Annotated in this window: 24 protein-coding genes; 5 read left to right on the plus strand and 19 right to left on the minus strand. The window is 70.9% G+C overall.

The window, feature by feature from the left end; translation table 11 throughout:
- Positions 1–293: 293 nt before the first annotated feature.
- Positions 294–1,079: a polysaccharide deacetylase family protein gene (locus tag AAHG09_RS01205; protein WP_342104738.1), complete on the minus strand. Its 786-nt coding sequence runs from the start codon at positions 1,077–1,079 to the stop codon at positions 294–296.
- A 142-nt stretch (positions 1,080–1,221) separates the two neighbouring features.
- On the opposite strand from AAHG09_RS01205, the gene AAHG09_RS01210 reads away from it, so the two are divergent.
- Positions 1,222–2,268, plus strand: a complete 1,047-nt coding sequence (locus tag AAHG09_RS01210; RefSeq protein WP_342104741.1) for a saccharopine dehydrogenase family protein — start codon at positions 1,222–1,224, stop codon at positions 2,266–2,268.
- Between the two features lie 222 nt (positions 2,269–2,490).
- Here AAHG09_RS01210 and AAHG09_RS01215 read toward each other — a convergent pair whose 3' ends face one another.
- The 4 genes from AAHG09_RS01215 to AAHG09_RS01230 all read right to left on the minus strand — a co-directional run bounded on the left by AAHG09_RS01215 (position 2,491) and on the right by AAHG09_RS01230 (position 7,344).
- Positions 2,491–4,014 carry a UxaA family hydrolase gene (locus tag AAHG09_RS01215; RefSeq protein WP_342104744.1) on the minus strand — a complete coding sequence of 508 codons (1,524 nt, stop codon included), beginning with the start codon at positions 4,012–4,014 and terminating at the stop codon, positions 2,491–2,493.
- A gap of 29 nt (positions 4,015–4,043) precedes the next feature.
- Positions 4,044–5,354: an MFS transporter gene (locus tag AAHG09_RS01220; RefSeq protein ID WP_342104747.1), complete on the minus strand. Its 1,311-nt coding sequence runs from the start codon at positions 5,352–5,354 to the stop codon at positions 4,044–4,046.
- 96 nt (positions 5,355–5,450) lie between these two features.
- On the minus strand, positions 5,451–6,521 hold the full coding sequence (locus AAHG09_RS01225; protein WP_342104749.1) for a malate/lactate/ureidoglycolate dehydrogenase: 1,071 nt from the start codon (positions 6,519–6,521) through the stop codon (positions 5,451–5,453).
- A gap of 103 nt (positions 6,522–6,624) precedes the next feature.
- On the minus strand, positions 6,625–7,344 hold the full coding sequence (locus AAHG09_RS01230; protein ID WP_342104751.1) for a DUF1194 domain-containing protein: 720 nt from the start codon (positions 7,342–7,344) through the stop codon (positions 6,625–6,627).
- Positions 7,345–7,589: 245 nt separating this feature from the next.
- On the opposite strand from AAHG09_RS01230, the gene AAHG09_RS01235 reads away from it, so the two are divergent.
- Positions 7,590–7,811 (plus strand): hypothetical protein, encoded by a 222-nt coding sequence (locus AAHG09_RS01235; protein ID WP_342104753.1) that lies wholly within the window; start codon positions 7,590–7,592, stop codon positions 7,809–7,811.
- A 93-nt stretch (positions 7,812–7,904) separates the two neighbouring features.
- On the opposite strand, the gene AAHG09_RS01240 is transcribed toward AAHG09_RS01235, so the two are convergent.
- The 11 genes from AAHG09_RS01240 to AAHG09_RS01290 form a co-directional block, all read right to left on the minus strand.
- On the minus strand, positions 7,905–8,672 hold the full coding sequence (locus tag AAHG09_RS01240; protein ID WP_342104755.1) for a DUF1223 domain-containing protein: 768 nt from the start codon (positions 8,670–8,672) through the stop codon (positions 7,905–7,907).
- A 7-nt stretch (positions 8,673–8,679) separates the two neighbouring features.
- Positions 8,680–9,696: a lipid A biosynthesis lauroyl acyltransferase gene (locus tag AAHG09_RS01245; protein ID WP_342104757.1), complete on the minus strand. Its 1,017-nt coding sequence runs from the start codon at positions 9,694–9,696 to the stop codon at positions 8,680–8,682.
- A gap of 99 nt (positions 9,697–9,795) precedes the next feature.
- Entirely contained in the window at positions 9,796–10,821 is a 1,026-nt protein-coding gene (locus AAHG09_RS01250) for a zinc-binding dehydrogenase (RefSeq protein ID WP_342105449.1), read from the minus strand.
- A gap of 52 nt (positions 10,822–10,873) precedes the next feature.
- On the minus strand, positions 10,874–11,224 hold the full coding sequence (locus tag AAHG09_RS01255) for a type II toxin-antitoxin system PemK/MazF family toxin (protein ID WP_342104759.1): 351 nt from the start codon (positions 11,222–11,224) through the stop codon (positions 10,874–10,876).
- A complete protein-coding gene (locus AAHG09_RS01260) occupies positions 11,199–11,552 on the minus strand; it encodes a hypothetical protein (protein ID WP_342104760.1) in 354 nt (117 codons plus the stop codon). Before AAHG09_RS01260 ends, AAHG09_RS01255 begins: the two co-directional genes overlap by 26 nt.
- Before the next feature lie 103 nt (positions 11,553–11,655).
- Positions 11,656–11,943 (minus strand): SH3 domain-containing protein, encoded by a 288-nt coding sequence (locus AAHG09_RS01265; RefSeq protein WP_342104762.1) that lies wholly within the window; start codon positions 11,941–11,943, stop codon positions 11,656–11,658.
- A gap of 30 nt (positions 11,944–11,973) precedes the next feature.
- On the minus strand, positions 11,974–12,741 hold the full coding sequence (locus tag AAHG09_RS01270; RefSeq protein WP_342104764.1) for an SDR family oxidoreductase: 768 nt from the start codon (positions 12,739–12,741) through the stop codon (positions 11,974–11,976).
- Entirely contained in the window at positions 12,738–14,021 is a 1,284-nt protein-coding gene (locus AAHG09_RS01275) for a beta-ketoacyl-ACP synthase (protein WP_342104766.1), read from the minus strand. The genes AAHG09_RS01270 and AAHG09_RS01275 overlap by 4 nt, the downstream gene beginning before the upstream one ends.
- 61 nt (positions 14,022–14,082) lie before the next feature.
- A complete protein-coding gene (locus AAHG09_RS01280) occupies positions 14,083–15,363 on the minus strand; it encodes a Zn-dependent hydrolase (protein WP_342104768.1) in 1,281 nt (426 codons plus the stop codon).
- 98 nt (positions 15,364–15,461) lie between these two features.
- Complete coding sequence (locus AAHG09_RS01285) at positions 15,462–15,920, minus strand: tellurite resistance TerB family protein (protein ID WP_342104771.1); 459 nt, start codon at positions 15,918–15,920, stop codon at positions 15,462–15,464.
- Between the two features lie 677 nt (positions 15,921–16,597).
- Positions 16,598–18,112 carry a CYTH and CHAD domain-containing protein gene (locus AAHG09_RS01290; RefSeq protein ID WP_342104774.1) on the minus strand — a complete coding sequence of 505 codons (1,515 nt, stop codon included), beginning with the start codon at positions 18,110–18,112 and terminating at the stop codon, positions 16,598–16,600.
- A 362-nt stretch (positions 18,113–18,474) separates the two neighbouring features.
- On the opposite strand from AAHG09_RS01290, the gene selB reads away from it, so the two are divergent.
- Positions 18,475–20,415 carry a selenocysteine-specific translation elongation factor gene (gene selB, locus AAHG09_RS01295; protein WP_342104776.1) on the plus strand — a complete coding sequence of 647 codons (1,941 nt, stop codon included), beginning with the start codon at positions 18,475–18,477 and terminating at the stop codon, positions 20,413–20,415.
- Here selB and AAHG09_RS01300 read toward each other — a convergent pair.
- The 3 genes from AAHG09_RS01300 to AAHG09_RS01310 all read right to left on the minus strand — a co-directional run bounded on the left by AAHG09_RS01300 (position 20,412) and on the right by AAHG09_RS01310 (position 22,283).
- Positions 20,412–20,711, minus strand: a complete 300-nt coding sequence (locus AAHG09_RS01300) for a hypothetical protein (RefSeq protein ID WP_342104778.1) — start codon at positions 20,709–20,711, stop codon at positions 20,412–20,414. The two genes, selB and AAHG09_RS01300, sit on opposite strands and share 4 nt — an antisense overlap.
- An 86-nt stretch (positions 20,712–20,797) precedes the next feature.
- Complete coding sequence (locus AAHG09_RS01305; RefSeq protein WP_342104780.1) at positions 20,798–21,076, minus strand: MSMEG_0570 family nitrogen starvation response protein; 279 nt, start codon at positions 21,074–21,076, stop codon at positions 20,798–20,800.
- Positions 21,069–22,283, minus strand: coding sequence for an MSMEG_0565 family glycosyltransferase (locus tag AAHG09_RS01310; protein WP_342104781.1), 1,215 nt, complete (start codon positions 22,281–22,283; stop codon positions 21,069–21,071). The genes AAHG09_RS01305 and AAHG09_RS01310 overlap by 8 nt, the downstream gene beginning before the upstream one ends.
- A 360-nt stretch (positions 22,284–22,643) precedes the next feature.
- Between AAHG09_RS01310 and AAHG09_RS01315 the strand changes: the two genes are divergently transcribed.
- Positions 22,644–23,411: an SGNH/GDSL hydrolase family protein gene (locus AAHG09_RS01315; RefSeq protein WP_342104783.1), complete on the plus strand. Its 768-nt coding sequence runs from the start codon at positions 22,644–22,646 to the stop codon at positions 23,409–23,411.
- A gap of 151 nt (positions 23,412–23,562) precedes the next feature.
- Positions 23,563–24,093 (plus strand): ATP-dependent protease subunit HslV, encoded by a 531-nt coding sequence (gene hslV, locus AAHG09_RS01320; protein ID WP_342105450.1) that lies wholly within the window; start codon positions 23,563–23,565, stop codon positions 24,091–24,093.
- Positions 24,094–24,212 lie beyond the last annotated feature (119 nt).

Here is a 24,212-nt window from a genome sequence, read left to right on the forward strand (position 1 = left end):
CTCACCCGACGCTTATCAGGCTGGCATTGCCGCCGGCAGCGGCCGTGTAGATCGCGGTCGACACCTCCTCCAGGAGTCCGACCGGCTCGTAGAGGTCGGTAGCGCCTGCAGGACGGCGCGGTGCCGCTGACAACGCCGCCGTTGCCGCAGGACAGACTCGTCCCATGTCGCCGATGCGGGACGCGAGCAGGGATCATTCCCGGACGCTGCGGCGGCTCGCCTGCCAGACCGGCAGGCTACGCCGCCCACGGCCGTTGTTTGAGCCCCGGGCCAATACCGCGTTCATCAGGTCGTCACGGCGCGGCATGCGCGGCCTCGATCGCGTCGGTGAGCACGGGCTGGGCGCCCTCCTGCCGCAGAACGGCATTCGGGATGACGACGGTGTCGGCGCAGGCCTGCGCGTAGTGGGGCAGATCGAACTGGACGGCGAGGCCGCCCGCCTTGGCATCGGGCCACGCCATCATGGCCGGCGGGTCGCCTTGCGCGGTTTCCTGCACCACCTCCCGACACGCATTGTCGTCCCCCTCGCGCTTCGCCTTGCTGTCCTTCGGACGGTAGCGTTCGAGATACAGGGCGAGCAGCCGCTTGGAGGCGAGCGTCACCATCTTGGTCCCGTCCAGGCCTTCGGCGAGGGCGACCTTGCCGGTCAGCGAAGCCGGAAGCAGCGTGGTCCAATCGACCGGTGCGCCGGTCGTCAGGTCGTACACGATCGCCATCAGGCCCGTGCTCGGATGCGCGCCGCCGCAGAACATGTCGTCGCTGATCGCGACGCTCAAGAAGCGCGGGCCGCGCATCGGCGTGTGGATCGTCCGCGTCCAGGAACTGCTCGCGCCGCCATCCGCCTGGCAGGACTTCGCGGCCTTGCGGACGTTCCCGTCGAGGCGCTTGAGCGCTGCATTGATCCGGCGCTCCGCGTCGTCGGCCGGCGCCGCGATCTGCGGCATCGCGGCGAGATCCGGCTTCAGGTCCGGCTGCGGGGCCATCTGAACCGTCCGGTCGGCCCCCCAAGTCGGGCCGGCCAGAAAAGCCAGACACAGGCCCGCGCCGGCAGCGGACGTGAGGCGACGGAACCAGTTCATCGTCATGGCGCTCCTGCGCGAATCCAAATTCGCCGGGGGCATTGGCCAACTTGGCGTGCCACGGCACAAGCGTCGATGCCTCGGATCCGGCCGGTCCGCGGCGCGCTTTCACACACGCGGCCGCGGTGGCAGAAGCCCGGCCATGGGCACGATCCTCATCTACGGCGCCACCGGCTACACCGGCACGCTGCTCGCCGAGCACGCACGCGCGCAGGGCCTGCGGCCGATCCTGGCGGGGCGGGATCCGGACAAGCTCCGGCCCCTCGCGCGCCGGCTCGACCTCGAATCGCGCGCCGCGCGCCTCGACGAGCCGAAGCGCCTGCGGGCCGCGCTCGCGGGTGTTGCGGCGGTGATCCACGCCGCCGGTCCGTTCTCGAAAACGGCGCAGCCGATGGCCGAAGCCTGCCTCGCCGCAGGCACGCATTACGTCGACATCACCGGCGAGATCTCTGTGCTGGAGGCGCTCGCCGCCCGGGACGCCGAGGCGAAGGCCGCCGGCATCGTGCTGCTGCCGGCCGCGGGGTTCGACGTGGTGCCGAGCGATTGCCTCGCCGCCCACGTGGCCCAGCGGCTACCGGGTACGACGCATCTGCGGATCTCGATCGGCGGCTTCGGCGGCTTCAGCCGGGGCACTGCCCGCACCATGGTCGAGGGCATCGCCTGGGGCACGCGGGTGCGCCGGGACGGCCGGATCGTCGAGCTGCCGAGCCCGCCCCGCGGCAGCGCCGATTTCGGCCGCGGTCCGCGCCGGACCGTGGGGCTCGGCTGGGGTGACGTGTCGAGCGCGTGGTACTCGACCGGCGTCCCGAACATCGACGTGTACTTCGAGGCCTTCCCCGCCATGGCGGCCGCCGCCGGCCTGCCGGCCGGGATCCGGCGGATCATCGCGGGCGGGACGGCGCAGCGGCTGATCAACCGCGGCATCGACCGGCTGCCGGAAGGCCCATCGGCGGCCGCGCGGAAGACGGCGCGCAGCACCTTCCTGGCCGAAGCCTGGGACGGTGCGGGGCATCGGGCGGCGAGCCGCATGGAGACGCCCGAGGGCTACACGCTGACGGCCGCGACGGCCCTAGAGATCGCTTGCCGCCTCGCCGCCGGCGCGGTGCCGGCGGGCTTCCACACGCCGGTGACCGCCTTCGGCCCCGACTTCATCCTCGCATTCCCGGGCGTGGTGCGGACCGACCTTTGATTCTCCAGCTATACGGCACAAGACCGGGAAACCGTGAGATCGGTTGTCCAATCCACCACCTCATCCTGAGGTGCCGGAGCGCAGCGGAGGCCTCGAAGGAGGCCTCCAGAGATCGCGGCGTCCTCTGGAGGGCTCCTTCGAGGCCGCTGACGCGGACACCTCAGGATGAGGGGATTGGGTGGGATCGACCCGACTGAGCCCTGTCGTGAACTGCGCTGCGCCTCACACCGTCGCGCCGATCTGCCAGGGCGCGAATTCCGACGATCCGAAATCGAACTGCTCGCTCTTCGTGCGCTCGCCGCTCGCGACCTTCAGGATCAGCTCGAAGATCCGCCGCCCAGCCTGCTCGACGGTCTCTTCTCCGTCGAGGATGGTGCCGCAATTGACGTCCATATCCTCTTCGAGCCGCCGGAACATGGCCGAGTTGGTGGCGATCTTGATCGAGGGCGCCGGCTTGCAGCCGAACACGCTGCCGCGGCCGGTGGTGAAGCACACGAGATTCGCGCCCCCCGCCACCTGCCCGGTCGCCGAGACCGGGTCGTAGCCGGGCGTGTCCATGAACACGAACCCCTTGGCAGTCACCGGGTCGGCGTAGCGCAGCACGTCGACCAAGTTGGTGCTCCCGGCCTTCGCCATGGCGCCGAGGGACTTCTCCAGGATCGTGGTCAGGCCGCCGGCCTTGTTGCCGGGCGACGGGTTGGCGTCGATCTCCGAGCCCTCCTTGCGGGTGTATTCCTCCCACCAGCGCATCAGATCGACGAGCTTCTGGCCCACCTCCGGGCTGACGGCGCGGCGGGTGAACAGGTGCTCGGCGCCGTAGGTCTCGGTCGTCTCCGACAGGATCACCGTGCCGCCGTTCTGCACCACGAGGTCGCTGGCGATCCCGAGCGCCGGGTTGGCCGAGACGCCGGAATAGCCGTCCGACCCGCCGCATTGCAGGGCGACGATCAGCTCACTCGCCGGCACCGGCTCGCGGCGGACGACGTTCGCCTCGTCCAGGATCCCCTTCACGAAGTCGATGCCGGCCTCCACGGTCTTGCGGGTGCCGCCGAGGCTCTGGATGTTCATGCTGCGGATCCGGTCGCCGAGCCCCTGCTCCTCCAGGAAGGCGCCGATCTGGTTCACCTCGCAGCCGAGGCCGATCATCACGATGTGCGAGAAGTTGACGTGCCGGGCGTAGCCCGCGAGCGTCCGGCGCAGGAGCCGCAGCGGCTCGCCCATCGCCATGCCGCAGCCAGTCTTGTGGGTGAGCGCCACCACGCCGTCGACATTGGGATAGGCGGCCAGCGGATCGAGCCCGAGGATCGGATGGCGGCGGAACGCGTCGGCGATCAGGTCGGCGACGTGGGCGCTGCAATTCACCGAGGTGAGGATGCCGACATAGTTGCGGGTCGCCACCCGCCCGTCCGGACGGCGGATGCCCTGGAAGGTCGCGGGCGTCGTGACGAGCCGGGTCGGCTTCGCGTCGATCCCGAAGGCGTAGTCCCGGGCGAACTCGCCCATCCCGAGATTGTGGACGTGGACGTGCCGCCCGGCGGCGATGTCCTCCTTCGCGAAGCCGACGATCTGGCCGTATTTCGTCACCGCCTCGCCGCTCCGGTGCGGGCGCACCGCGACCTTGTGGCCGGCCGGGATCCGCTCGGCGGCGGTGACGCCCTCGGCAACCGGCGTACCGGGCTCGATGGCGCCCCGGGCGACGACGACGCCGTCGTCCGGCCGCAGGGTGATGACGGGGTAGGCGGACATGGCTGTCTCCTGGCGATGTGTCGTGTCGCTCATCGGGCCGCCTCGGGCCGCAGCGCCGGGGCGCGGGTCTCCCGGACCGGCAGCGGCGCGATCTCGCCGACCACGAACAGGTAGATGAAGGCACCGAGCAGGCAGAACCCGCCGGCTACGATCAACGGGATGACGAAGGAGCCCTGCGTGACGGTCAGCATCACGCCGGTGAAGGTCGTGGTCACGATGCCGGCGACGTTTGAGGCGAAATTCTGGATGCCGCCGATCGAGGCCACGTGGGCCGGCGTCGGCGCAACGTCCCCGGGCAGCGCCCAGATCGAGGCCGCCGTGAAGGCGAGGCTGCCATAGGCCACCGCGAAGCACAGCAGGGCCACGTAGACGTTGGGCGCGATGATCGAGAGCGTGATCACCGACGACATCAGCATGCCGCCGACGAGGCAGGTCTTGCGGGCGGCGGTGAGGCTCCAGCCCCGGCGGTAGAGCGCGTCGGAGGCGAAGCCGCCGAGCCAGCCCGCGGGGATCGAGGCCAGCGCCGGCAGGCTGCCCAGCGTGCCGAGTTCGGCGAGCGAGAAGCCCCGCGCCTTCACGAGGTAGGTCGGGAACCACGTGATGAAGAAGTAGATCACGAAATTCAGGCAGAAGAACCCGGCCATCATCCCCCAGACCGTGCGGTAGCGGAACAGGGACAGCCACGGCACCTGTTCCTGCGCCTCGGCGGCGTCGACGGATTTCGGCCGCTCCTGCGCGGCGCGCAGGCGCGCGAGTTCCTCAGCCGAGACGGCGGGGTGATTCTCGGGCTCGCGATAGAGCCACATCCAGAACACCGCCCAGACGAAGCCGAGCACGCCGGTGATGATGAAGGATTCGCGCCAGCCCAGGGTCGCGATCACCCAGGAGACCAGCGGGATCGCAAGTGCCGAGCCGACCCGCGAACCGCTGTCGAAGATACTGCTGGCGAAGCTCCGCTCGCTGCGCGGGAACCACGAGGCCGCGACCTTGGCGAAGGACGGGTAGGCGCCGGCCTCGCCGACGCCGAGCAGCATGCGCAGGCCCAGCAGCGACAGGAAGCCCCGCCCCGCCGCGGTCAGCGCCGTGCAGGCCGACCACCAGACCACCGCCACGACCAGCGACAGCCGCGCGCCCACCCGGTCGGCCACGTAGCCGAAGGGCAATTGCATGATCGCGTAGGTCCAGAAGAAGCCCGACAGGATCAGCCCCATATCGGTGGCGTTGAGCCCCAGTTCCTTCGACATGGAGGGGGCGGCGACCGCGAGATTGGCGCGATCGATGTAGTTGATGGCGTTGGCGGCCATGCAGAGGCCGATCATGAGCCAGCGCAAGCGAGGCATCGTGTTCCTCCCGAAACGCGGGGATGGCGTCCCCGCATGGCGCGGCGCCCCCATTCTGGCCGGAGGTCACCGCAAAAGACGTCGTCCGCCGCGCGATCAGGCGCGGTAGGCCTCCCCGTCGAGCCCGTGCGGCCGTCCGGCGGCGAGCAGCGTCTCCCAGACCGGCTCGGGCAGCGGGACGCCCTCCGCGAGGCGCTGGGCGCGCATGCGCCGCTCCGGCTCGCCGGGCAGCAGCACCTCGGCACCCGGCATCGGGCGGGCGCTCTTGAAGAAATCGAGATAGGTCCGCGCCTCCGATGCCAGCACGTCCTCGGTCCCGAGCGCCGCCGGCGTCACGTAGATCGACAGCATGCCGTTGCAGATTCGGCGCTTGCCCGGCCCCGCCGTTCCGGATCCGGTGAGCGCGCCAGCGAGCAGCTCGCACATCAGCGCCAGCCCCGAGCCCTTGTGCTCGCCGAAGGCGCGGATCGCCCCCGCGCCGCGCTGATTGTCGCGCTCGCCCCCCTCCAGGGGGCCGAACAAAGTCGCCGGATCCGCGCTGAGGCGGCCATCGGGCTCGATCAGCGCGCCCTCCGGCAACGGCTTGCCGCCCCGGGAGGCGACGAGCACCTTGCCCTCGGCCACCAGCGAAGTGGCAAAATCCAAAATGATCGGGTCCGAATCCGGCACGGGAAAACCGGCCGAGAATGGCGCGGTGGAGAAGCGCCGCTCGACGGAGCCGAAGGGCGCCACCAGCAGGCTGCCCGCCACATTGACGAAATGAACCGAGACCAGCCCGGCGGCGGCGGCGCGCTCGGACCATTCGCCGATCCGCCCGATATGCCCGGCATGCCGGAGGGCGACGATCGCCACGCCGTTCGCCCGCGCCTTGGCGATCCCGAGATCGACCGCGAAGGGACCCGCGGTCTGTCCGAACCCGTACTGGGCATCGACCAGGGCGAAGCACGGCGCATCGGTGACGATCTCGGGGGTGCGGCCCGCCTCGACCTCGCCGGTGCGCAGCCACTCGACATAGCGGGGGACCCTGACGACGCCGTGGCTGTCGTGACCGGTCAGGTTGGCCGCCACGAGGAAGCGGCCGATCCGCTCGCCCTCCGCCGCGTCGCAGCCCTCACGCACGAAGATGTCCCGCACATAGGCGGACAGCCCGTCGGCCGAGATCCGCATTCCGACTCCTCCCTGGCCGCGCCTCAACGAGCGCGTGCGGGATGAACCTAGCGCCCGTAAACGTGCCAGGCGAGCGATCCGGGTGACGCCGACGGCGGACGCGTCACGAAATCTCGCGAATCAGCTTGGCGACGATGGCGCGCCCGAACGCCTCAAAACTCTCGGCGCTCATCACGAATGCCCCCTCGCCGCCGATGACGTGCTCCCGATAATAGGCCGCGAGCCCGCCGGGCGGGTTGGTGTGCTCCTTCAGGAAGCTCGGCATGCCGTCAGGGTCGGTGAGGACGACGATGCCGTTGATGGTGATGCCGGCCGAGACGGCCGCGTCCCGGGCGTCGGTGATGGAGCGGCCGGCATTGCCGGTGCCGTCGCCCGAGATATCGATCACCGTCCGCTCGGTCCGGAACGGCGCCCGTGCCAGAAGATCGGCCGCGAAACCGAGGGCGGAGCCGATCGCGGTCCGTCCGTAGAACGGGCGGGGCACGGCGGCGAGCCGCGCTGCGAAGAGGGCGGCATCCTGCGCGGAGCCGATGATCATCCAGTCGACCGCGACGCTCTGCTCCCCAGGGCCGGCCCAATCGAACAGGGCGACGCCGATGCGGCCGGCCGGCCCGTCGCCGATGGCACGCAGCACCCGGGGATCGGTGAAGGCCTCGGCATAGCCACGGCGTTCGAGATCGAAGCGTGTCTCGCTGATGCTGAGCGACACGTCGACGGCGAGCACGAGGAGGACGTCGACGTCCTGAAGGTCGGCCGCCCTGGCGCGGTGTCCCGCGAGCGAGAGCGCGGCGAGCAGACCGGACAGGAGGTGGCGTCGCCGCATGGCCGACACTCGATCAGGGAGGCAGCGCGCGAGCGCCGCCGTACCGCAGGCAACGGGCGGGCTGCCCGTGCGGTTCGCAAGGACCGTACCGAGCCGGGACCGACCGAGCGGACACGGTGCGACTTTGGTTCCGCGCGATGCCGACGGGGCAGCGCCGCTTTTCGTCCCATCCCGCGGGCATCCGACGACACTAATTCGCGTGGACGAAGGTGCTTCCCGCGCCGCAAACCCCGAGACGTCCACCCATGCACTTCGTTCGCCGGATCCTGCACGCCATCGAGCGCCTCATCGTCGGGGCTGTGATCGGCACGGTCGCGCTCGTCAGCCGCGTCATCGATGGATCGATCGGCCTCGTCGGCCGCCTGTCTGATCGGTTCGACGCGAAGCTCGCCGAACTTGCGCGGGAATCGCGCGCCCGGCACCAGAGGGAGGGCCGGCGACAGATCGACCCGATCAGCCTGAACTGAGGACACGAGGCCCGGGAGCCTCGGGCTGCCGGGCACCCCGGTCGTGAAGCGCTCGCGCGCGCCGGACCGACAGCCGATTCGTCCGAGGACGTTCTACAGACCCGGTCCCTTCGCGGCTCCGAAGATGTGGCCGGGCCGGTTCTCGCCGCCGCCCTGCAGCAGGACGACCCAGCTGTCCGCGTCGGCGATCTCGGCCTGCGTGTCGGGTACGTCGAGGGTGAGCGCCTGCCCGTTCCAATGGCCGAGGTGCTGCAACCCCCGCACCACGTTGACGTAGGTTACGCTGCGTCCGCCGTTCTCGCCGGCCTGGATCGCCACCGCCCGGCGGCGCAGCACGGGCACCAGCCAGACCTCGCCACGCATCTCGGCCTTGGCCTCGGGCGCGGCGCCGATCTCGACATAGATCCGGTCGCCGCGCGCCTCGCTTCGAACAGCGATCGGCAAACCGCCGCGCTGACTGGAATCGCGCATCAGCCGGTCGAGGGCGGTAATGTCCGAGCCGACGGCCACCCCGCTGCCATCCACCACCGCCTGCGGCGTGAAGACCTGCCGGCCGCCGCGGCTCCGGGCGTAACCGCGCTGGCGCTCGGTCAGCGGACGCGATGCCAACGTGTCCTTCCACCCGAGATAGTCCCAGTAGGTCACCGGCAGGGTCAGGGCGACCACGCCGGGTTGTCGCGAGAGGTCCCGCAGGACGGGCTCGGCCGTGCGGCAGGCGCCGCAGCCCTGGCTGGTGAACAGCTCCACGACCGCCCGAACCGGCTCGGCCCGTGCCGTGGAGCCAGCCACGGCCGAGCCGAGCAGCACGGCCGCGCACAGCGCGCGGCGGTCGCGGATCCAGGCGCAATGCCAAGGCTTCATGGGACTATCAGAGCGTGTGGTCCGCCGTCTGGGAAATCACGTTGGCTTGAGACGGATGTACTGGTGTCGCGGGCGAGGCCGTCCCTTTTCGGGCATGGGGCAGCATGTCCGGCCGCCATCGCCGATGCATCCACAGCCATTGCCCCGGATTCTCCCGCACCCAGGCCTCGACCACAGCGGTCATCGCCTGCATGGCGCCCGGCACGTCGATGGTCCCGTCCGCGGCCCGCGGCAGGTCGAGCGGTGGCGTCAGGTCGAGCTTGAAGCGGCCCTCCGGCAGCCGGACGACCCGGACGCCGTGGACCGGGCATTCGTAGTGCCGGACGAGCTTGGCGAGCAGGGGATTGGCCAGGCAGGGCCGGCCGAGGAACTGCACCACGACGCCGCGGGTGAAGTGCTGGTCGATCAGCTGGCCGAGATGGCCGCCCTGTTCCACCACGTCGCGCATGGCGAACACGGCGCCCGGCGTCGAGGCTGCCAGCCCCCCCATGGAGCGGCGGCGGACCTCCTGCACGAGGCGCGCGGCCGCCGGGTTGTTGGGCGGTCGGAACACGGCGGTCGCGTCCAGGCCGAACCGGGCGGCGCAGATCGCCGGCAATTCCCAATTGGCGAGATGCGCCGAGAAGATCAGCCCGGGCTCGCCGTCGTCGCGGAGGGCGAAAAAGTGCTCGATGCCGGCGACCTCGGTCCGCAGCGGGCCCGTCGCCTCGGGATCGTAGTCGAACAGGATGTCGAGATGGGCATATTCGGCCCCGACGCGGCCGAGATTGTCCCACGCCTCCAGGGCGATCCGCCGATGCTCTGCCGCCGGCCAATCCGGGAAGGCCGCCCGCAGGTTCGCCAGGGCGGTGCGGTGGGCCGGCAGAAGCGGGCCGATCCGGCGCAGCATCCCGGCACCGACGGCAGCCGAGCGCGCCGGCCCGAGGAGGCGGGCCAGCCAGACCAGGGCGCGGATCAGCGGGATCATGGCGTAGCCCGCGAGGCGCGGCCAGGACCGTTTCAGAACGAGGGCGAGACGCAGCACTTCGAGTTCCCAGACAGAATCCGGGTCCGCCCCCACGTCCCCGCGAGGCCCCGTTTACGCCATGTTCGCCGCAGCGCGAAACGTTCGGGGCCGGACGCGCTACAGACCGACGAGGATCTTGCCGAAGACCTTTCGCGATTCCAGGCGCTCGAGCCCCTGCGCGAAGTCGGCGAGCGGGTAGACGGTATCCACCACCGGCCGGATGCCGGCCGCCATCTTGTCGAGGGCCTGGCGGATATTGGCGAGCGAGCAGCCGAACGATCCGGTGATTCGGTATTGCTGCTGGAACAGCTGCATCAGGTTCATGGTCGCCGAGACGCCGGAGGTCGAGCCGCACGTAACCAGACGCCCGCCCCGCTTGAGGCAGAGCAGCGAGCCGTTCCACGTGTCGGCGCCGACATGCTCGAACACCACGTCGACGCCCTTGCGCTTGGTCAGACGCCGGACCTCACCCTCGAACCGCTCGGTCCGGTAGTTGATGACGTGATCGGCGCCGAGTTCGGCGGCCCGGCGACCCTTCTCGTCGTCGCCGACCGTCGTGTAGACGGTGCAGCCGATCGCCTTGGCCATGCGGATCGCCGCGGTACCGATCCCCGAGCCGCCGGCGTGGACCAGGACACTCTCGCCGGGCTCCAGACGGGCGTTGTCGAACAGCATGTGCTGGACGGTGCCGAAGGCGATGCCCGCGCAGGCGGCATCCGTGTCGCTCACCCCGTTGGGCACCTTGACGACGAGGCGCGCCGGCAGCGTCACCAGTTCCCGGGCGAAGCCGTCGAGGTGGAAGCCCATCACGCCCGACACGTCCTCGCAGAGATTGTCCCGCCCCTCGCGGCAGGCGCGGCACCGGCCGCAGGTCATCGCCCCGTAAGGCACGACCCGGTCGCCGGGGCTAAGATCCGCGACGCCCTCCCCGACCGCCTCGATCGCGCCTGCGGCTTCCGCACCGACCACGAGGGGCAGCCTGCGCTTGGCGAAGGCCATGCCGCGAAAGCCCCAGACATCGATGAAGTTGAGGCCGACGGCACGGATGCGGATCCGGACCTCGCCCGGCCCGGGGGCGGGCGCGGGCGCGATCTCGGTCAGGCGCAGGTCGCGGTCGCCGAAGAGCTGGAGGGCTTGTACCATCATCGTCTTTCCGTCGCTGGCGCACACCGACCCGGCGGCGCCGCGAAATTCATCAGGCGTGCAGGATCGCTTCGAAATGGACCGCGAGCTGCGCACGATCCTCCGCGGCGAGATGTCCGATCCGGCGGCCGATCTGCGTGTTCGGGAGCGTGAACAGCGTGCAGCGAACGACCGACGGATGTTTCAGGCCGGCCGCAGCCAGACCGGAAATCGGGTGGTCGCTCGGCCAGCGGCTGCTGGCGCCCGTGGTGATCATCGCGGTCACGACATGCCCATTCGCTGTGTTGAAGGCGCCGTTCGAGAGCACCATGACGGGCCGCGGCTTGCGGACGGGAACGTCGATAAAAGGGAAGAGCGCCGTCAGGACGTCGAAGCGTTCATAGGCCGTCGTAAGCTGCGGCATCGTCCGAGCTGTTCCACTCCGTCAGAGTCGCGCTCAGAGACAGCAGATAAGGATCAGGCATCGGCCGCTCAGGCTCGACGGTAATCATCGAACCGCGGCGGGACTGCAAGTCATGCCAGATCTCCGCATCGGCGGGCTCGGGCCGGACGCTGTCGGTCGGCTGGCCCGTGGCTGTGTCGACGATCTTGCGGAAGCGGAGGGGTTTGCCCTCGACCCGAAGAACAATGGGCTGATTCGGGGGCAGCGCGCGGATGACCCGCGCGAGATCCGGATCGTCCTCGACATGCCGCGCCCGAAGAACGTCGTCGCGCAGGATCAGGGTCGCCATCGCTGCACCTCCTATCGAGAGCTACGCGCCGTCCTTCCCCAGATCAACATGGCTGTTGTCATCATCGCTTTCGACGGCGTCTCGACCCCGCGCGAGCGGTGAACTACTCCGGCGCCAGATACCGCCGTCGCGCCCAGCCCAAGGTCCGGCCCGCCTTGACCCGGCACCAGGTCGTGCGGCTCGGCGTGTCGTTGGTGCAGCCGAACACCAGGGCGCGGACGCGGATCTCGCCGATCTGCTCGGCGGCGGCGTCCGGCTCCACGCGGATGCTCAGGGCCTCCCCCGGGGGCAGGCCCGTGACCCGGTAGACTTCCGCCTCGGCCCAGGCCCGCCCGGCGGCGAGCATCGTTGAGACGGAGAAGACGGCGGTGAGGGCGAGGCTGGCGCGCATCGGCGGGATCGTCCGGTTCGGCATCGCGGGTCAGGCCCGGTGGACGCCCATCATGGCGGTCAGGCCGCCGTCGACCGGCAGCACCGACCCGGTGATGTAGGACGCCCCCTCGCCCATCAGGAAGGCCGCGAGCGCCGCGACATCTTCGGGCCGCGCGAACCGCCCGGCGGGGATCTGCCGCTCCATGCCGTCCCGGTAGGCGGCGTAGCGGGCCATCATGGCGGTGTCGACGAAGCCCGGGGCGATCACGTTCACGGTGACGCCGCGCTTGGCGGTCTCGATCGCCAGCGTGCGGCAATAGGCGATCAGCGCCCCCTTGGTGGCGGCGTAGGCGGCGTTTCCGGCATTGCCGCGCAGGGCGGCGACCGACCCGATCGCCACGATGCGGCCGGCGCGGGCCCGGGTCATCGGCCGGACCAGCGCCTTGGCGAGGCGGGTCAGCGAGAAGAAGTTGACCTGCATAGCGGCCTCGGCCCGATCCTGGTCGAGCATGGCGGCGAGCGCGTCGCTCGATTGGCCGGCATTGTGGACGAGGCCGTAATAATCCCCCTCCTCCGCGGCCTCGCAGAACGCATCGAGCGCCGCCCGGTCGGCGAGGTCGAGGGCATGGGCCGCGAAGCTGCGGTCCGGATGCGCCGCGCCGAGTTCCGCGCGCAGCGTCTCGGCGGCCTCGGCCGAGGATCGATAGGTGAAATCCACCGCGAAGCCCGCGCCGGCCAGGGCCCGGACGATCGCCGCGCCGATACCGGAGGCGCCGCCGGTGACGAGGACGCGGCGAGGGGGCGGAGGGACGCTCACGCCGGCTCCGCGCCGAAGACGAGGCACGTATTCTGGCCGCCGAAGCCGAAGGAGTTCGACAGCACCGTGCGCACCGGCAGATCGCGGGCCGTCTCGACGATGTCGAGGGTGATCGTCGGATCCGGCACGCGGTGGTTGATGGTCGGGGGGATACGGCCGTGGCGGATGGTGAGCAGCGACACCGCCGCCTCGATGGCGCCAGCCGCAGTGAGGGTGTGGCCGATCATCGACTTGTTGGAGGTCACCGGCAGGGCGGCGGCGCGGTCGCCGAACACGGCGCCGAGGCCCAGAGCCTCCATCTTGTCGTTCTCGGGCGTCGAGGTGCCGTGGGCGTTGACCGTGTCGATCCCGTCGGGTTCCAGCCCGGCATCCTCCAGGCTCGCCCGGATCGCCGCGATGACCGGCGCCCCGTCGGGGCTGGAGCGGGTGCGGTGGAAGCCATCGCCCTTCTCGCCGCAGCCGAGCACGTAGCCGAGGATCGTGGCGCCCCGGGCCCGTGCGGATTCGGCGTCTTCCAGCACCAGGGCGGCGGCGCCCTCGCCCATCACGAAGCCGTCCCGGTCCTTGGAAAAGGGTTTCGAGGCCGCCTCCGGCGCGTCGTTGCGGGTCGAGAGCGCCGAGAGCAGCGAGAAGCGGATCAGCGATTCCGGGTTCACGGAGCCGTCCGTGCCGATGCACAGCGTCGCCGCGGTCTCGCCCCGCCGGATCGCCTCGACGCCGAGCTGAATCGCGGTGGCGCCCGACGAGCAGGCGGTGGAGAGCGAGATCGGCGAGCCCTTCGTGCCGAAGCGGTCGGCGATGCGGTCGGCCACGGTGCCGAAGATGAACAGGTCGTGCCAGGCATCGAACCGCCGGGTCGCGGCGGCCCGGAGCAGCCCGGCATAATCGACCGGCCCGTCGCCGCCCGCGGCCTGCGCGAGGGCCTGCCGCTGCGGCCACTCCATCTCGACCGGCGGCACGGCGATGAACAGGGCCCCCGGGAAATCGCCCGCCGTGCCGATTCCGGCCTGGGCGATCGCCTCCTCGGCCGCCACGGCGGCGAAGCGCTCGGACAGGAGTGGTGCCACCAGGGGCTCGGTGTCGAGGAAATCCACCGTGCCGGCGATGCGCGTGCGCAGGCCGTCGGTGGGGAACCGCGCAATGGCGTGAATGCCCGACCGCCCCTCGGTCATGGCCGCCCAGGTCTCGGTCTGGCCCTGGCCGAGGGATGAAACGACGCCGAGGCCGGTGACCGCGACGAGCGGCCGGCCCCGGGCGTCGCGGGAGGATCGCGCGCTCATGGCGCGGCCCTTACCGGATTTTCCGCGGCCTTACACCAGGGGACATCGCCGGGCCGCCCCATCATGCGGCAGGCGCGTCCGCACGGGGCGCGTTGGCGAGGCGCAGCACCGTCTGCAGCAGCACGTCGGCGCCGGCCGCGCAGTCGGACTGGGTGGCGGATTCGGACTCGTTGTGGCTCACCCCGTCCTTGCACGGCACGAAGATCATCGCGGCCGGCACCTTGGCGGCGAGGTTGCAGGCATCGTGACCCGCCCCCGAGATGATCCGGCGCCGGGGATGGCCGAGGCCCTCGGCTGCCGCGTCGATCGCCGCCACGATGGCGGGGTCGAACGGGATCGGCTCCTTGCGCCAGATCCGGTTGAGCTGGATCTCCAGGCGGCGGCGCCCGGCGATCTCGGCGGCCGCCTCCTGCAGCGCGGCCTCCATGGCGTCGAGGGTGGCCGAGCGGGGATCGCGCACGTCGACGGTGAAGGCGACGCGCCCGGGCACGACGTTGCGGGAGGGGGCCAGGATCGCGGCCTCGCCGATCGTCGCCACCGCCGAGGGGGCATGCGCCAGGGCGATGCGCTCGGCCGCCAGCGCGAACTCGGACAGGGCCAGCAGCGCGTCGCGGCGCCGCGGCATCGGGGTCGTGCCGGCATGGCTCTCGAAGCCGGTGATCACGCCGTCGAACCAAATGATCCCCTGGCCGCCCTCGACCACGCCGATGGTCTTGCCCTCGGCCTCCAGGATCGGCCCCTGCTCGATGTGCAGCTCGACGAAGGCGCCGATCTCCCGCGTGCCGACGGCTTCGACCCCGCGATAGCCGATGGCGTCGAGGGCCTCCGCCACCGTGGTGCCGGCGGCGTCGCGCTTCATCAGGATCTCGTCCGTGGTGAACTCACCGGCATAGGCGGCCGAGGCCATCATGGCGGGGGCGAAGCGGGAGCCTTCCTCGTTGGTCCAGTTGACCACCAGCAGCGGCGCCTCGGTCTCGATGCCGGCATCGTCGAGGCTGCGGATCACTTCGAGACCGGCCAGCACGCCCAGCACACCGTCGAACTTGCCGCCCGTCGGCTGCGTGTCGAGATGCGACCCGAAGGCAATCGGCTTCCGGCCCATGTCGCGGCCCGGCCGCAGGGCGTATTGCGTGCCGAGCGCATCTACGGAGACCTCGAGCCCCGCCGCCGTGCAGGCGTCCCGGAACCAGTCGCGCACGCGGCCATCCTCGGCCGAGAGCGTCAGGCGATTGATGCCGCCGGCCGGCGTGCCGCCGAACGCGGCCGTCTCCAGGATGGTGGACCAGAGTCGCGCACCGTCCGCACGGAGGTTGTGGGTCTTGCTCAGGCTCGTGTCGGCCATGCCGGTTCCTCTCACGGCGGAGCGCCGTGTCACGTGTCCATCATCGATCCGCCCGCCGTTCTGCGCCGGGCGGGCCGGTTCAGCAACGTCGATGCCAGTCAGGCCGGGGGACGCCGCACCGGGTTGGCCCGCAGGAGCCCGACGCCGTCGACCTGCAGGGCGGCGGCGATCTCGCCGAGCGCACTCGCCTCGATGTTGCTAATCCCGTCCTGATCGGCGACGTCGGCTGCGATCAGGAAGACGTTTTCGCGCTGGTTGGCGGGCCGCTCGACGATCCCCGCGACATGGCGCAGATTTTCCGCCCGGCCGAGGCGGGTCCGCGCCCGGGCGATGCCCTCGTAGAGCTCGGTTTCGAGCATCAGCGCATCGTAGCCTTTCATCAGCACCGGATCGGCGCTGAGGCCGTGGAGGGCGGCGTCGAATTCCTGGCCGGCCACCTCGCCGTCGGCCACGATGACGTTGGCCGCCGCCGAGACCGCGGCGAGCATGAGGGCCTTGTCGCCGACATAGGCCGTGACGGTCCGGCTCACTTGGCCGAGGAGATCGCGAAGGCTCATGAGGTCATGCCGGGGCCCGGTGCGGGAACGCGGGAGGGATAGCAGACGCTGGCGCGGAAGAAACCCGACACTGTGCCCGATCTGATGCGACGGAATATTGCAACTTCTACGGATCGTCGCCGGTGCAGACACGCTTCGGCAACATGGCCGTGCGCATATGATCACCAGCCGCGCTCACGTGCGGTCGACCGGTGGCGGACCCGAGTCCCCCCAGCAGGAACCGTCGCCGTCGTCACGCCGCCGGAACGATGTTCGGGTGCCCCCCAGGCCCGACCTTCGTGCCGGCGGCGGTCTCGGCCGCCGACGGGCCCGACCTGCCGCGCTGGTTCCGACCCGAACTCGCTGGCCGCCGGCGTACGGGGTCAGAGACGTTCAACAGCCCACACCCCTCTGCCCGCAATGGCCGCGTTCTCCCTCGCCCCGCTTGCGGGAAGCGGGATGCGGCGACCCTGCCGCCATCGCATCGAGTCGGCAGCCGAGGATGAGGGGGCGATACAGGACGAATTTCTTTCGGGATTGCCTCCTCACCGTCGCGCCGTCGTCGCCTCCGCTCCCCGCACGCGGGGAGACGGGATCTTCGGGCGCGGTCGTAGAGCCCGCACATTCCAGCCGCCCATAGCCCCGTGGGGGATAAGGCGGTCCGGACCCGCGCATCACAACCGCCGCCGCCCTGTTTCTCACCGCCAGAAGGGCTTCACGTCGAGGAGGTCCGACCGGGCATCGGCGGCGGCCTTCAGGAGGTCCAGCACGCTCGGATCGTCCGCACCGGGCATCGGCGGCCCCGAGAGACTCTCCGACATCGAGCGGGCCGTCTCAAGGTCGTTGAGCACCCCGAGGTGATCCTGAAGATCCGACAGGGCGTCGCCGAACTTCTCCTGACGGCGCCGCGCTTTCTTCTTGTGGTAGAGGCCCGAGAAGAACTCCGCGCCGTAGCGCAGCTTCTTGGCTGCGATCCGCGCCCGGTGCCGGGTATGCGGATCGAGGTGCTTGAGGCCGCGGCCGCGCTTCTTGAGCCGCAAGCGCGCCTGGTCGAGCACGCCGGCCGCGAAGGCGCGTCCGGTCTCGGCGGCGGCCGGCTGCGCGGCCCAGGCGCCCGTCTCGACCCATCCGGCAAGATCGATGATCAGGCTGCGCCATTGCGGGCTCTGCAGGGTCGTCAGGACCACGTCGTAGGCGCGCTCCCGCTCGACCTCGGCACGCTCGCGGAGCCCGTCGAGGCCGGCATCGTCCGGGCGGTTCTTGGCCAGATTCGGTAGGGTGTCCCCGAGGAACACGTCGAGGTTGCGGGCATGACCGAAGGGTTCGGTCACGCGCTTGATCTCGTCGGCGAAGCCCATTGCCCGGGGATCACCGTCGAGCATCGGGGCGAACAGGGACAGCGCCGAACGCAGCCGCCGCAGGGCCACGCGGATCTGGTGAAGGGCCTCGGGCGGCTGCCCGGCTTCCAGGAACACGGTCTCGTTGAGCCGCATGTGGCGCAGGCAGGCGCGGGCCACCTGCCGGAACACCGTGCCGGCGCTCGCATCCGCCGGCAGGTCGATCGCCTCCGCCTTCACGGCGGATCGCCCGTTCCCATCGATCAGCGCAAAGCCGACCGCGCTCTTGCTGTGCACGCCCAGACGCAGGGGGACCGTCTCGGCCAGGGCCTGCGCCAGCTGGAACAGGTCGGCGGGCTCACCCGCCTGAAGCTCCAGCTCGACCTCGCAGAGCGGGGTATCCCCGGCCGGGCTCTCGACGCGGCCTTCATCGAGCGTGACGAGGATTCGCGACTCACCCTGCTGGACCGGGAATTCCCGGCGCGTGACGAGCGTCGCGAACAGTTTCTCGACCGGCGCGTCGGCGTCGCGCAGGACCGCCTCGGCCGCCGTTCCCGCCCAGGCGGCCGGATCGGGGGTCTCGCCGGCGATCTCGGTCTCCCACTCGGCCCGATCGAACAGCCCGACATCGCCTGCGCCCGCCTTGACGGTCTGGATGTGGCGCCCGCCCTTGGCACGCACCCGCAACGTCAGGCCGGCGGCCCGCAGGTCGCGCTTCGGCGTGTCGTAATACGTGGTGACCAGGGGCTCGGGCTGGATCTCCACGGCACCCTGAAGGCGGGGATGGGCGGCCAGCGCCGTGAGATCGGACCCCGCGCAGACCAGCTTCAGCTCGACCTCGCGCGGCGCCTCGGCGTTGCGTGTGCTCTCGCTCATGCTCTCCTCTTCGTGACCACGCTGACCCAACGGTGTAGGGCCCCCGGCGGGTTGCAGCGAACTGTCGCGGTCGCACGCGCCGGCCAAGCACTTTGTCGGTGCCGATCGAGCAAAATCTATTGTTTCACGGAGGGGTTTTGCCAAGCTTGCGCGTGCGCTGTGCGCCCGTGGCATGTTGCACTGCGTGAAAATCGCGCTTTCCCAAATTGGAAACGCATGGCAAAACAAATTGTCCACAATCCATCTGCCGCGCATGCCCCGGCCCCGACCGTCCGGGGGCCCTTGGCTCGACGACGAGTCAGCGCGGCGGGATTCCCGACGAGTCGCGTGGTGCGCGCTGCTGGGACGGCAGCGCCCAGGAGATGGTCAGGTCGGTGACTGTGCTGAAGACACTTCTCGTGGGCGTGATCGGGCACGTGGATCACGGCAAGACGGCGCTGGTCCGCGCGTTGACCGGGATCGAGACGGACCGGCTCAAGGAGGAACGGGCCCGCGGCGTCTCGATCGTGCCGGGTTTCGCGCTCCTGCCGACCGAGCGTGGCGAGATCGACCTCGTGGACCTGCCCGGCCACGAGCGCTTCGTGCGCGCCATGGTGTCGGGGGCGACCGGCATGCGGGCCGTCCTGCTGGCGGTGGACGCGCAGGAGGGCATCAAGCCGCAGACCGTCGAGCACCTTGAGATCGCGCGGCTGATCGGCGTGCGCCGCGGCGTCCTGGCGCTCACCAAATCCGATCTGGCCAGCCCCGAGACGATCGCGGCGCGTTCGGCCGAGATCGCGGCTGCGGCCGCCCGGGCCGGGCTGGAGGCGGGTCCGGTGATCGCGACCTCCACGGTCGCCGGCACGGGCCTGCCCGAGCTGGCGGCGGAGCTGGCCGGGCTGCTGACGGACGCGGACTCCACCCGCGACGACGGCTTCCCGTACCTTCCGGTGGACCGCGTCTTCACCCGGGCCGGATTCGGCACGGTGGTGACCGGCACCCTGCGGCGCGGGTCGCTCGCGGTGGGCGACACGGTCGAGATCGCGCCGGGCGGCCGGAGCGCGGTGGTGCGCGGCCTCCAGATTCACGGGCGCCCGGTCGAGCGGGCCGAGCCGGGGCGACGCACGGCGGTCGCGCTGCGCGGCGTCGGGCTCGATGAGATCACCCGGGGTCAGGCCCTGACGCCGACGGAGCTGCTCGCGCCGAGCGCGTGGCTCGACGTGTCGATCACCGCGGCGGCGAGCGCCGAGGCAGCGCTCGCGAGCGGAACGAGCTGCCGCCTGTTGTTCGGGACGACCGAGGTGGAGGCGAGGCTGCGCCTGCTCGACCGCGATAGCCTGGAGCCGGGCGCCAGCACGCAGGCGCAGCTGCATCTGGCCGAACCCGTCGCCGTTCCGGCCTGCGAACCCTACGTGCTGCGGCTGGATTCGCCCGCCGCCACGATTGCGGGCGGCCGCATCCTCGATCCGGCGAGCCGTCGCCGCCGCCGCAACGATCCGCGTGTCCTCGCCGATCTCGCCGCCCTGGCGGGTGGGAAGCCGGAGCAGGCGCTCGCCGTGCGCCTCGGGCAGGCCGGTGCCACCGGGGCACTCCTCGCGGAACTCGCCCGCCTCGCCGGCACGGCGCCGGATCGCGCCCGGACCATGCTGCGTGGGTCCGGCGCGCGCGAGGTCGGCGACCGCTTCATCGGCGGTGCGGCCTTCGAGGCGCTGCAGACCGGAATCCTGGCGGCGCTCGCGCAGCATCACCGCGATTCCCCGATGGAGCACGGGATCGCCCTGGAACGCCTGTCGCGGTCGCTCAAGCTGCCGGATACGCTCGTCGGCACGGCGTTGCGCGCCCTCACGGCGGCGGGGATGGTGAGCCAGGCCGGCACCCTGTGGCGGCGGGCCGATTTCGACCCCGCTCGCAACGAGAGCGAGGCCGCCCGCCGGCTGGAACAGATCTTCCGGCGCGCCGGCTTGAACCCGCCCGACGAGAGCGAGGCCGTGGGGCGGGACGTGCGGCGGCGGGAAGCCCTGACCTATCTGGTCGGCGCTGGGACGGTGATCCGCGCGGTGGACCGGGTGCAGCGCCGCGCCGTCCTGTTCCATCGGGAAGCCGTCGTGGGTGCCCGGGCGCGCCTCACCGAGGCCTTCCCGAATGCGGCGACGCCGGAGACCGGCTTCCTCGCCCGGGAGGCGGGGGCGACGCTGGGGATCTCCCGCAAGTTCTCGATTCCCCTGCTCGAACATCTCGACGCCACGGGCTTCACCCGGCGCGCCGGGGATCGCCGGATCATCGTCGCCCTCGAACCGGGCTCAGGCAGCGCGACGAGCGACTAATCATCCACGCCCGGCCAGTCTCCCGCTCCGGGCTCGTAGCAGGTGTAGCCGATCAGGCAGTTCGGGTTGTCCCGGGTCGGGCGGAAGGCGCGCTTGGCGATCTCGGTGGCCTCGCAGAACGAGCGGTCTCGCACGAACCGGTCGTAGGTCGGGCCGCCGGTGCCCAGCACCAGCGCGCCGCGCGCCTGGATCAGGCGGATCGTCTGCTGGCAGGTCATCGCCGTGCTGGAGGGCCGGGTCTGCGCGCCGACGGGCGTGGCGGCGAGGACGAGGGTGGCGGCGATCCGGGTGATCATGGCGCGCTTCGGCCTCGCTCGCGGGCCGTCCGGCCCGGATGTGCCGACAACCCGCGAAAGCCGGCTTTCGTCCCGGCGCGGTGCGATCACTCCTCGAAGGCCTCGACGTGGACGGTTCCCGCGTCCTGCCGGCGGGCGGTCGCCTCGATCCGGGCGAGCTGCGCCTCGGCCCGCCCGCACGGAAAGCCGAACTGGGTGCGGACGCGATCGCTGGCGATGCCGAGGGCGAGGCGGCTGAGGCTGACGAACTCGTCGACCGGGTAGTCCTGCCCGACGGCGAAGTGGTCCTTGATGACGAGCGAGGGTGAATAGCAGGCCTCGCGGGATCCGTCCGGCCAGCGGATGTGGAAGCGCATCTCAGGCATCGGAGGGCATCCGGGTGATGTTCCAGGCCGCCGCGCCGGTGGCTGGCGGCGCGACCGGATCGGGTCCCTGCAGCAGGGCCGTGTAGAACGGCAGATGCCGCGCCGCGCAGGCCGCCCAGCTGTGGGCCCGGGCCACGTCGAGGCCCGCATTGCGCAGGCGCGCACGGCGGGCCGGCTTCAGACTGTCGCGCATCGCAACGCCCAGGCCGCCGACATCCTCCGGATCCGCCCACAGGGCCTCGCCCGGGGCGATGTATTCGGTGAAGGGCGGTCGCGCCGAGACGATCACCGGCGTGCCACAGGCCATCGCCTCCAGCACGCACTGGCCGTAACCCTCGGCGCGGGACGGGACGACCAGCGTGTCGGCGAGCCGGTAGAGCCCCGGCATGTCGGCTTGGGCGACCGGCCCGGCGCGGATCACCGGCTTGCCCGGACCGACCGACAGGCCCGCGCGTTCCAGGGCGGCGCAGCAGAGCGCCTCGTACCCAGTCGGTTCGGCGGGACTTGCCTCCCCGGCGACCACGAGCTGTGCGTCTGGGATGCGCTGGTGCAGAGCCGCGAAGGCCTCGATGATCGCGAGGAGGTTCTTGCGTCCCGCAAAGCCGCCGACGCTCAGGAAGACCGGCCCCCCTCCGAGCCCGAGGCGCCCGCGCAGGGCCGCGTCGCCGGGCCCCGGCTCGGGTCCGTACACGGTGCCGTCGACGCCGCTGCCGATCACCGCAGCCTGCATGCCGTATTCGGCCGCCAGCGTCGCCGCCCAGGTTTGACTGAGGCAGAGCAGCCGCCCGGCATCGACGATCGCCCGGTCCTGCCACCGGGCGAGCTGCGGATCCGCGACGACCTCGGTGCGATGCACCGTGCGCACGAAGCCCGTGATGAGACGACGGCGCGTCAGCGTCGCCAGGGCGTTGCCGCCGATGCTGCACTGGGCGTGGAAGACGTCGAAATCGCAGGCGGCCGGCATCGAGAAATGCGCCAGGTATTCGGCGATCCGGGCACCCGCGAGCGCCGCCTCGCTGCCGCGGACGGGCTTGGCGGCGACCGAGACCACCGGGCAGGCGGCATCGCGGAAGAATCCGCGGCCGGTCGGGTCGGGGGCGTGGACGACGGCCTCGTGGCCGAGCGCGCACAGGGCCTCGCCGAGCCCCAGGGCATGGCTCACCGTTCCGCGGGGTTCGGTGGACGGAGTGAGGATCGCGATGCGCACACTGTCGACCCTGGGACGGTCCAATGCGGCTCGCAGCCCGCTCGGACGCCACGCCCGAACGTCCGACCCCGGTCTCCGCCGCCCTCTCGGAGACCTGCCGGACACCAGACGCATCGTCCGTGCCGCGGACGGCGCGCGCATCCTGATTCGGGGCTCAGGCGCCGCGGGGGCGCGGTGCCGGTAAATTTTGTGTTACGAATTCATCTCGCTTTAACACCACTCGCCGAACGGCCCTTTTCAAATCCCCGTGTCAGAATGTATCCGTCTCTTGCGCGTGCCGGAGCTGGCGGTCCCGTGACTAAATTCAGGCTGTTCAAGTCATCGAAGACCCCGGTTGCGGCACGGCCTGCGCGCGGTCTGATGCGCCGGCTCGGTGTGCTCTGTGGCCTGCTCGTGCTGCCCACGGCCGTTCTCGCTTACGCGGACCTGTTGCCCGATTCGCTCGATCTCGTCGGCATCGATCTGCGCGAAAGCCCGGATCTCCCGCACGTCGCCCGCCAGATCGCCATCGGTGCCCCGTTGAAGATCGTGGCCTTCGGCTCGTCGTCCACCGAGGGCATCGGCGCATCGAGCCCCGCCAACGCCTATCCGGCGCGCCTTCAGGTGGACCTGCGCAGGCAGCTGCGCGGGATCGATGTGGCGGTGATCAACCGCGGCATCGGCGGCGAGCACGTCGACGACATGCTGGCCCGCCTGGACCGCGACGTGATCAAGGCCGAGCCGCAACTCGTCATCTGGCAGACCGGCAGCAACGATCCGCTGCGCGGCGTCTCCGTGGCGCATTTCCGTGAGGCCACGGTGGCGGCGATCCGCCGGATCCGCGACGCGGGCATCGATGTGGTGCTGATGGAACCGCAATGGTGCCCGAAGCTCGAGGCGACGCCGGGCGCCTCGCGGTTCCTCGAAGCCGTGCGCGGCATCGGCGAGGAACTCGACGTGCCGGTGATCCGCCGCGCCGACCTGATGCACGGCTGGGTGCAGCAGGGGAAGCTGACGGCGAAGCAGCTGTTCGCCTCCGACGGCCTGCACATGGCCGATAGCGGGTACGCCCTCCTGGCCGAGGCGGCGGCCCGCTCGATCCTGGCGGATGCGGGTTCGGTCCAGACCCCCGAGGCGGTCGCCGAGTAACAGGCGCCGGATCGCTCCGGATCGACGGGCGGGCCGGCATGATCCCGCTGGACGTAGCCCGCCGCGTTCCCCATCTCGACGCGATCGAGATCGGAGCCGACCCTTGAGCCAGGACACATTCAGGTACGACGACCGGGGCGCGGTGCCCCAGATGCACGCGACCACCATCCTGATGGTCCGCAAGGGCGGCCGCGTGGTCCTGGGCGGCGACGGGCAGGTCAGCCTCGGCCAGACCATCGTCAAGGGCAATGCCCGCAAGGTCCGGCGCCTCGCCAAGGGCGCGGTGATCGGCGGGTTCGCGGGCGCCACGGCCGACGCCTTCACGCTGTTCGAGCGGCTGGAAGCCAAGCTGGAACAATATCCCGGGCAACTGACCCGCGCCTGCGTGGAGCTCACGAAGGATTGGCGGACCGACCGGTACCTGCGCCGGCTCGAAGCCATGATGCTGGTGGCCGATCGCGACGTCAGCCTGCTCCTGTCGGGCTCTGGCGACGTGCTGGAGCCCTCGAGCGGCGTGATGGCGATCGGCTCGGGGGGCAACTACGCGCTGGCGGCCGCCCGGGCGCTGGAGGACGGCGACCTTGACGCCGAGGCGATCGTGCGCCGCGCCATGGCGATCGCAGCCGAGATCTGTGTCTACACGAACGGCAACCTGGTCATCGAGGCGCTGGATGATGCCTGATCGCTGTCGGGCAGTATTTCGCCCTCTGGGAGCGATAAGAGCAGGCAAATCGTGATGCCTTCGGCGGCGCTCGGTTAACGGCCTCTTGAGCAATCGACGTTATTTTGCATCCAACCGAA

This window comes from Methylobacterium guangdongense (genome assembly GCF_038442355.1).
GTDB lineage: Bacteria > Pseudomonadota > Alphaproteobacteria > Rhizobiales > Beijerinckiaceae > Methylobacterium > Methylobacterium guangdongense.

What these genes read in the sequence shown, in the direction of transcription:
- AAHG09_RS01225 (WP_342104749.1), bottom strand. Translation starts at nt 6,521, where the DNA reads ATGCGGATCTCGGCCGACGGGCTGTCCGCCTATGTGCGGGACATCTTC.
- AAHG09_RS01280 (WP_342104768.1), bottom strand. Translation starts at nt 15,363, where the DNA reads ATGGCCGACACGAGCCTGAGCAAGACCCACAACCTCCGTGCGGACGGT.
- AAHG09_RS01265 (WP_342104762.1), bottom strand. Translation starts at nt 11,943, where the DNA reads ATGCGCGCCAGCCTCGCCCTCACCGCCGTCTTCTCCGTCTCAACGATG.
- AAHG09_RS01305 (WP_342104780.1), bottom strand. Translation starts at nt 21,076, where the DNA reads ATGCCTGAGATGCGCTTCCACATCCGCTGGCCGGACGGATCCCGCGAG.
- AAHG09_RS01250 (WP_342105449.1), bottom strand. Translation starts at nt 10,821, where the DNA reads ATGGTACAAGCCCTCCAGCTCTTCGGCGACCGCGACCTGCGCCTGACC.
- AAHG09_RS01230 (WP_342104751.1), bottom strand. Translation starts at nt 7,344, where the DNA reads ATGCGGCGACGCCACCTCCTGTCCGGTCTGCTCGCCGCGCTCTCGCTC.
- AAHG09_RS01290 (WP_342104774.1), bottom strand. Translation starts at nt 18,112, where the DNA reads ATGAGCGAGAGCACACGCAACGCCGAGGCGCCGCGCGAGGTCGAGCTG.
- AAHG09_RS01240 (WP_342104755.1), bottom strand. Translation starts at nt 8,672, where the DNA reads ATGAAGCCTTGGCATTGCGCCTGGATCCGCGACCGCCGCGCGCTGTGC.
- AAHG09_RS01235 (WP_342104753.1), top strand. Translation starts at nt 7,590, where the DNA reads ATGCACTTCGTTCGCCGGATCCTGCACGCCATCGAGCGCCTCATCGTC.
- AAHG09_RS01205 (WP_342104738.1), bottom strand. Translation starts at nt 1,079, where the DNA reads ATGAACTGGTTCCGTCGCCTCACGTCCGCTGCCGGCGCGGGCCTGTGT.
- AAHG09_RS01260 (WP_342104760.1), bottom strand. Translation starts at nt 11,552, where the DNA reads ATGGCGACCCTGATCCTGCGCGACGACGTTCTTCGGGCGCGGCATGTC.
- hslV (WP_342105450.1), top strand. Translation starts at nt 23,563, where the DNA reads ATGCACGCGACCACCATCCTGATGGTCCGCAAGGGCGGCCGCGTGGTC.
- AAHG09_RS01210 (WP_342104741.1), top strand. Translation starts at nt 1,222, where the DNA reads ATGGGCACGATCCTCATCTACGGCGCCACCGGCTACACCGGCACGCTG.
- AAHG09_RS01255 (WP_342104759.1), bottom strand. Translation starts at nt 11,224, where the DNA reads ATGCCGCAGCTTACGACGGCCTATGAACGCTTCGACGTCCTGACGGCG.
- AAHG09_RS01220 (WP_342104747.1), bottom strand. Translation starts at nt 5,354, where the DNA reads ATGCCTCGCTTGCGCTGGCTCATGATCGGCCTCTGCATGGCCGCCAAC.
- AAHG09_RS01315 (WP_342104783.1), top strand. Translation starts at nt 22,644, where the DNA reads ATGCGCCGGCTCGGTGTGCTCTGTGGCCTGCTCGTGCTGCCCACGGCC.
- AAHG09_RS01300 (WP_342104778.1), bottom strand. Translation starts at nt 20,711, where the DNA reads ATGATCACCCGGATCGCCGCCACCCTCGTCCTCGCCGCCACGCCCGTC.
- AAHG09_RS01275 (WP_342104766.1), bottom strand. Translation starts at nt 14,021, where the DNA reads ATGAGCGCGCGATCCTCCCGCGACGCCCGGGGCCGGCCGCTCGTCGCG.
- selB (WP_342104776.1), top strand. Translation starts at nt 18,475, where the DNA reads ATGGTCAGGTCGGTGACTGTGCTGAAGACACTTCTCGTGGGCGTGATC.
- AAHG09_RS01285 (WP_342104771.1), bottom strand. Translation starts at nt 15,920, where the DNA reads ATGAGCCTTCGCGATCTCCTCGGCCAAGTGAGCCGGACCGTCACGGCC.
- AAHG09_RS01215 (WP_342104744.1), bottom strand. Translation starts at nt 4,014, where the DNA reads ATGTCCGCCTACCCCGTCATCACCCTGCGGCCGGACGACGGCGTCGTC.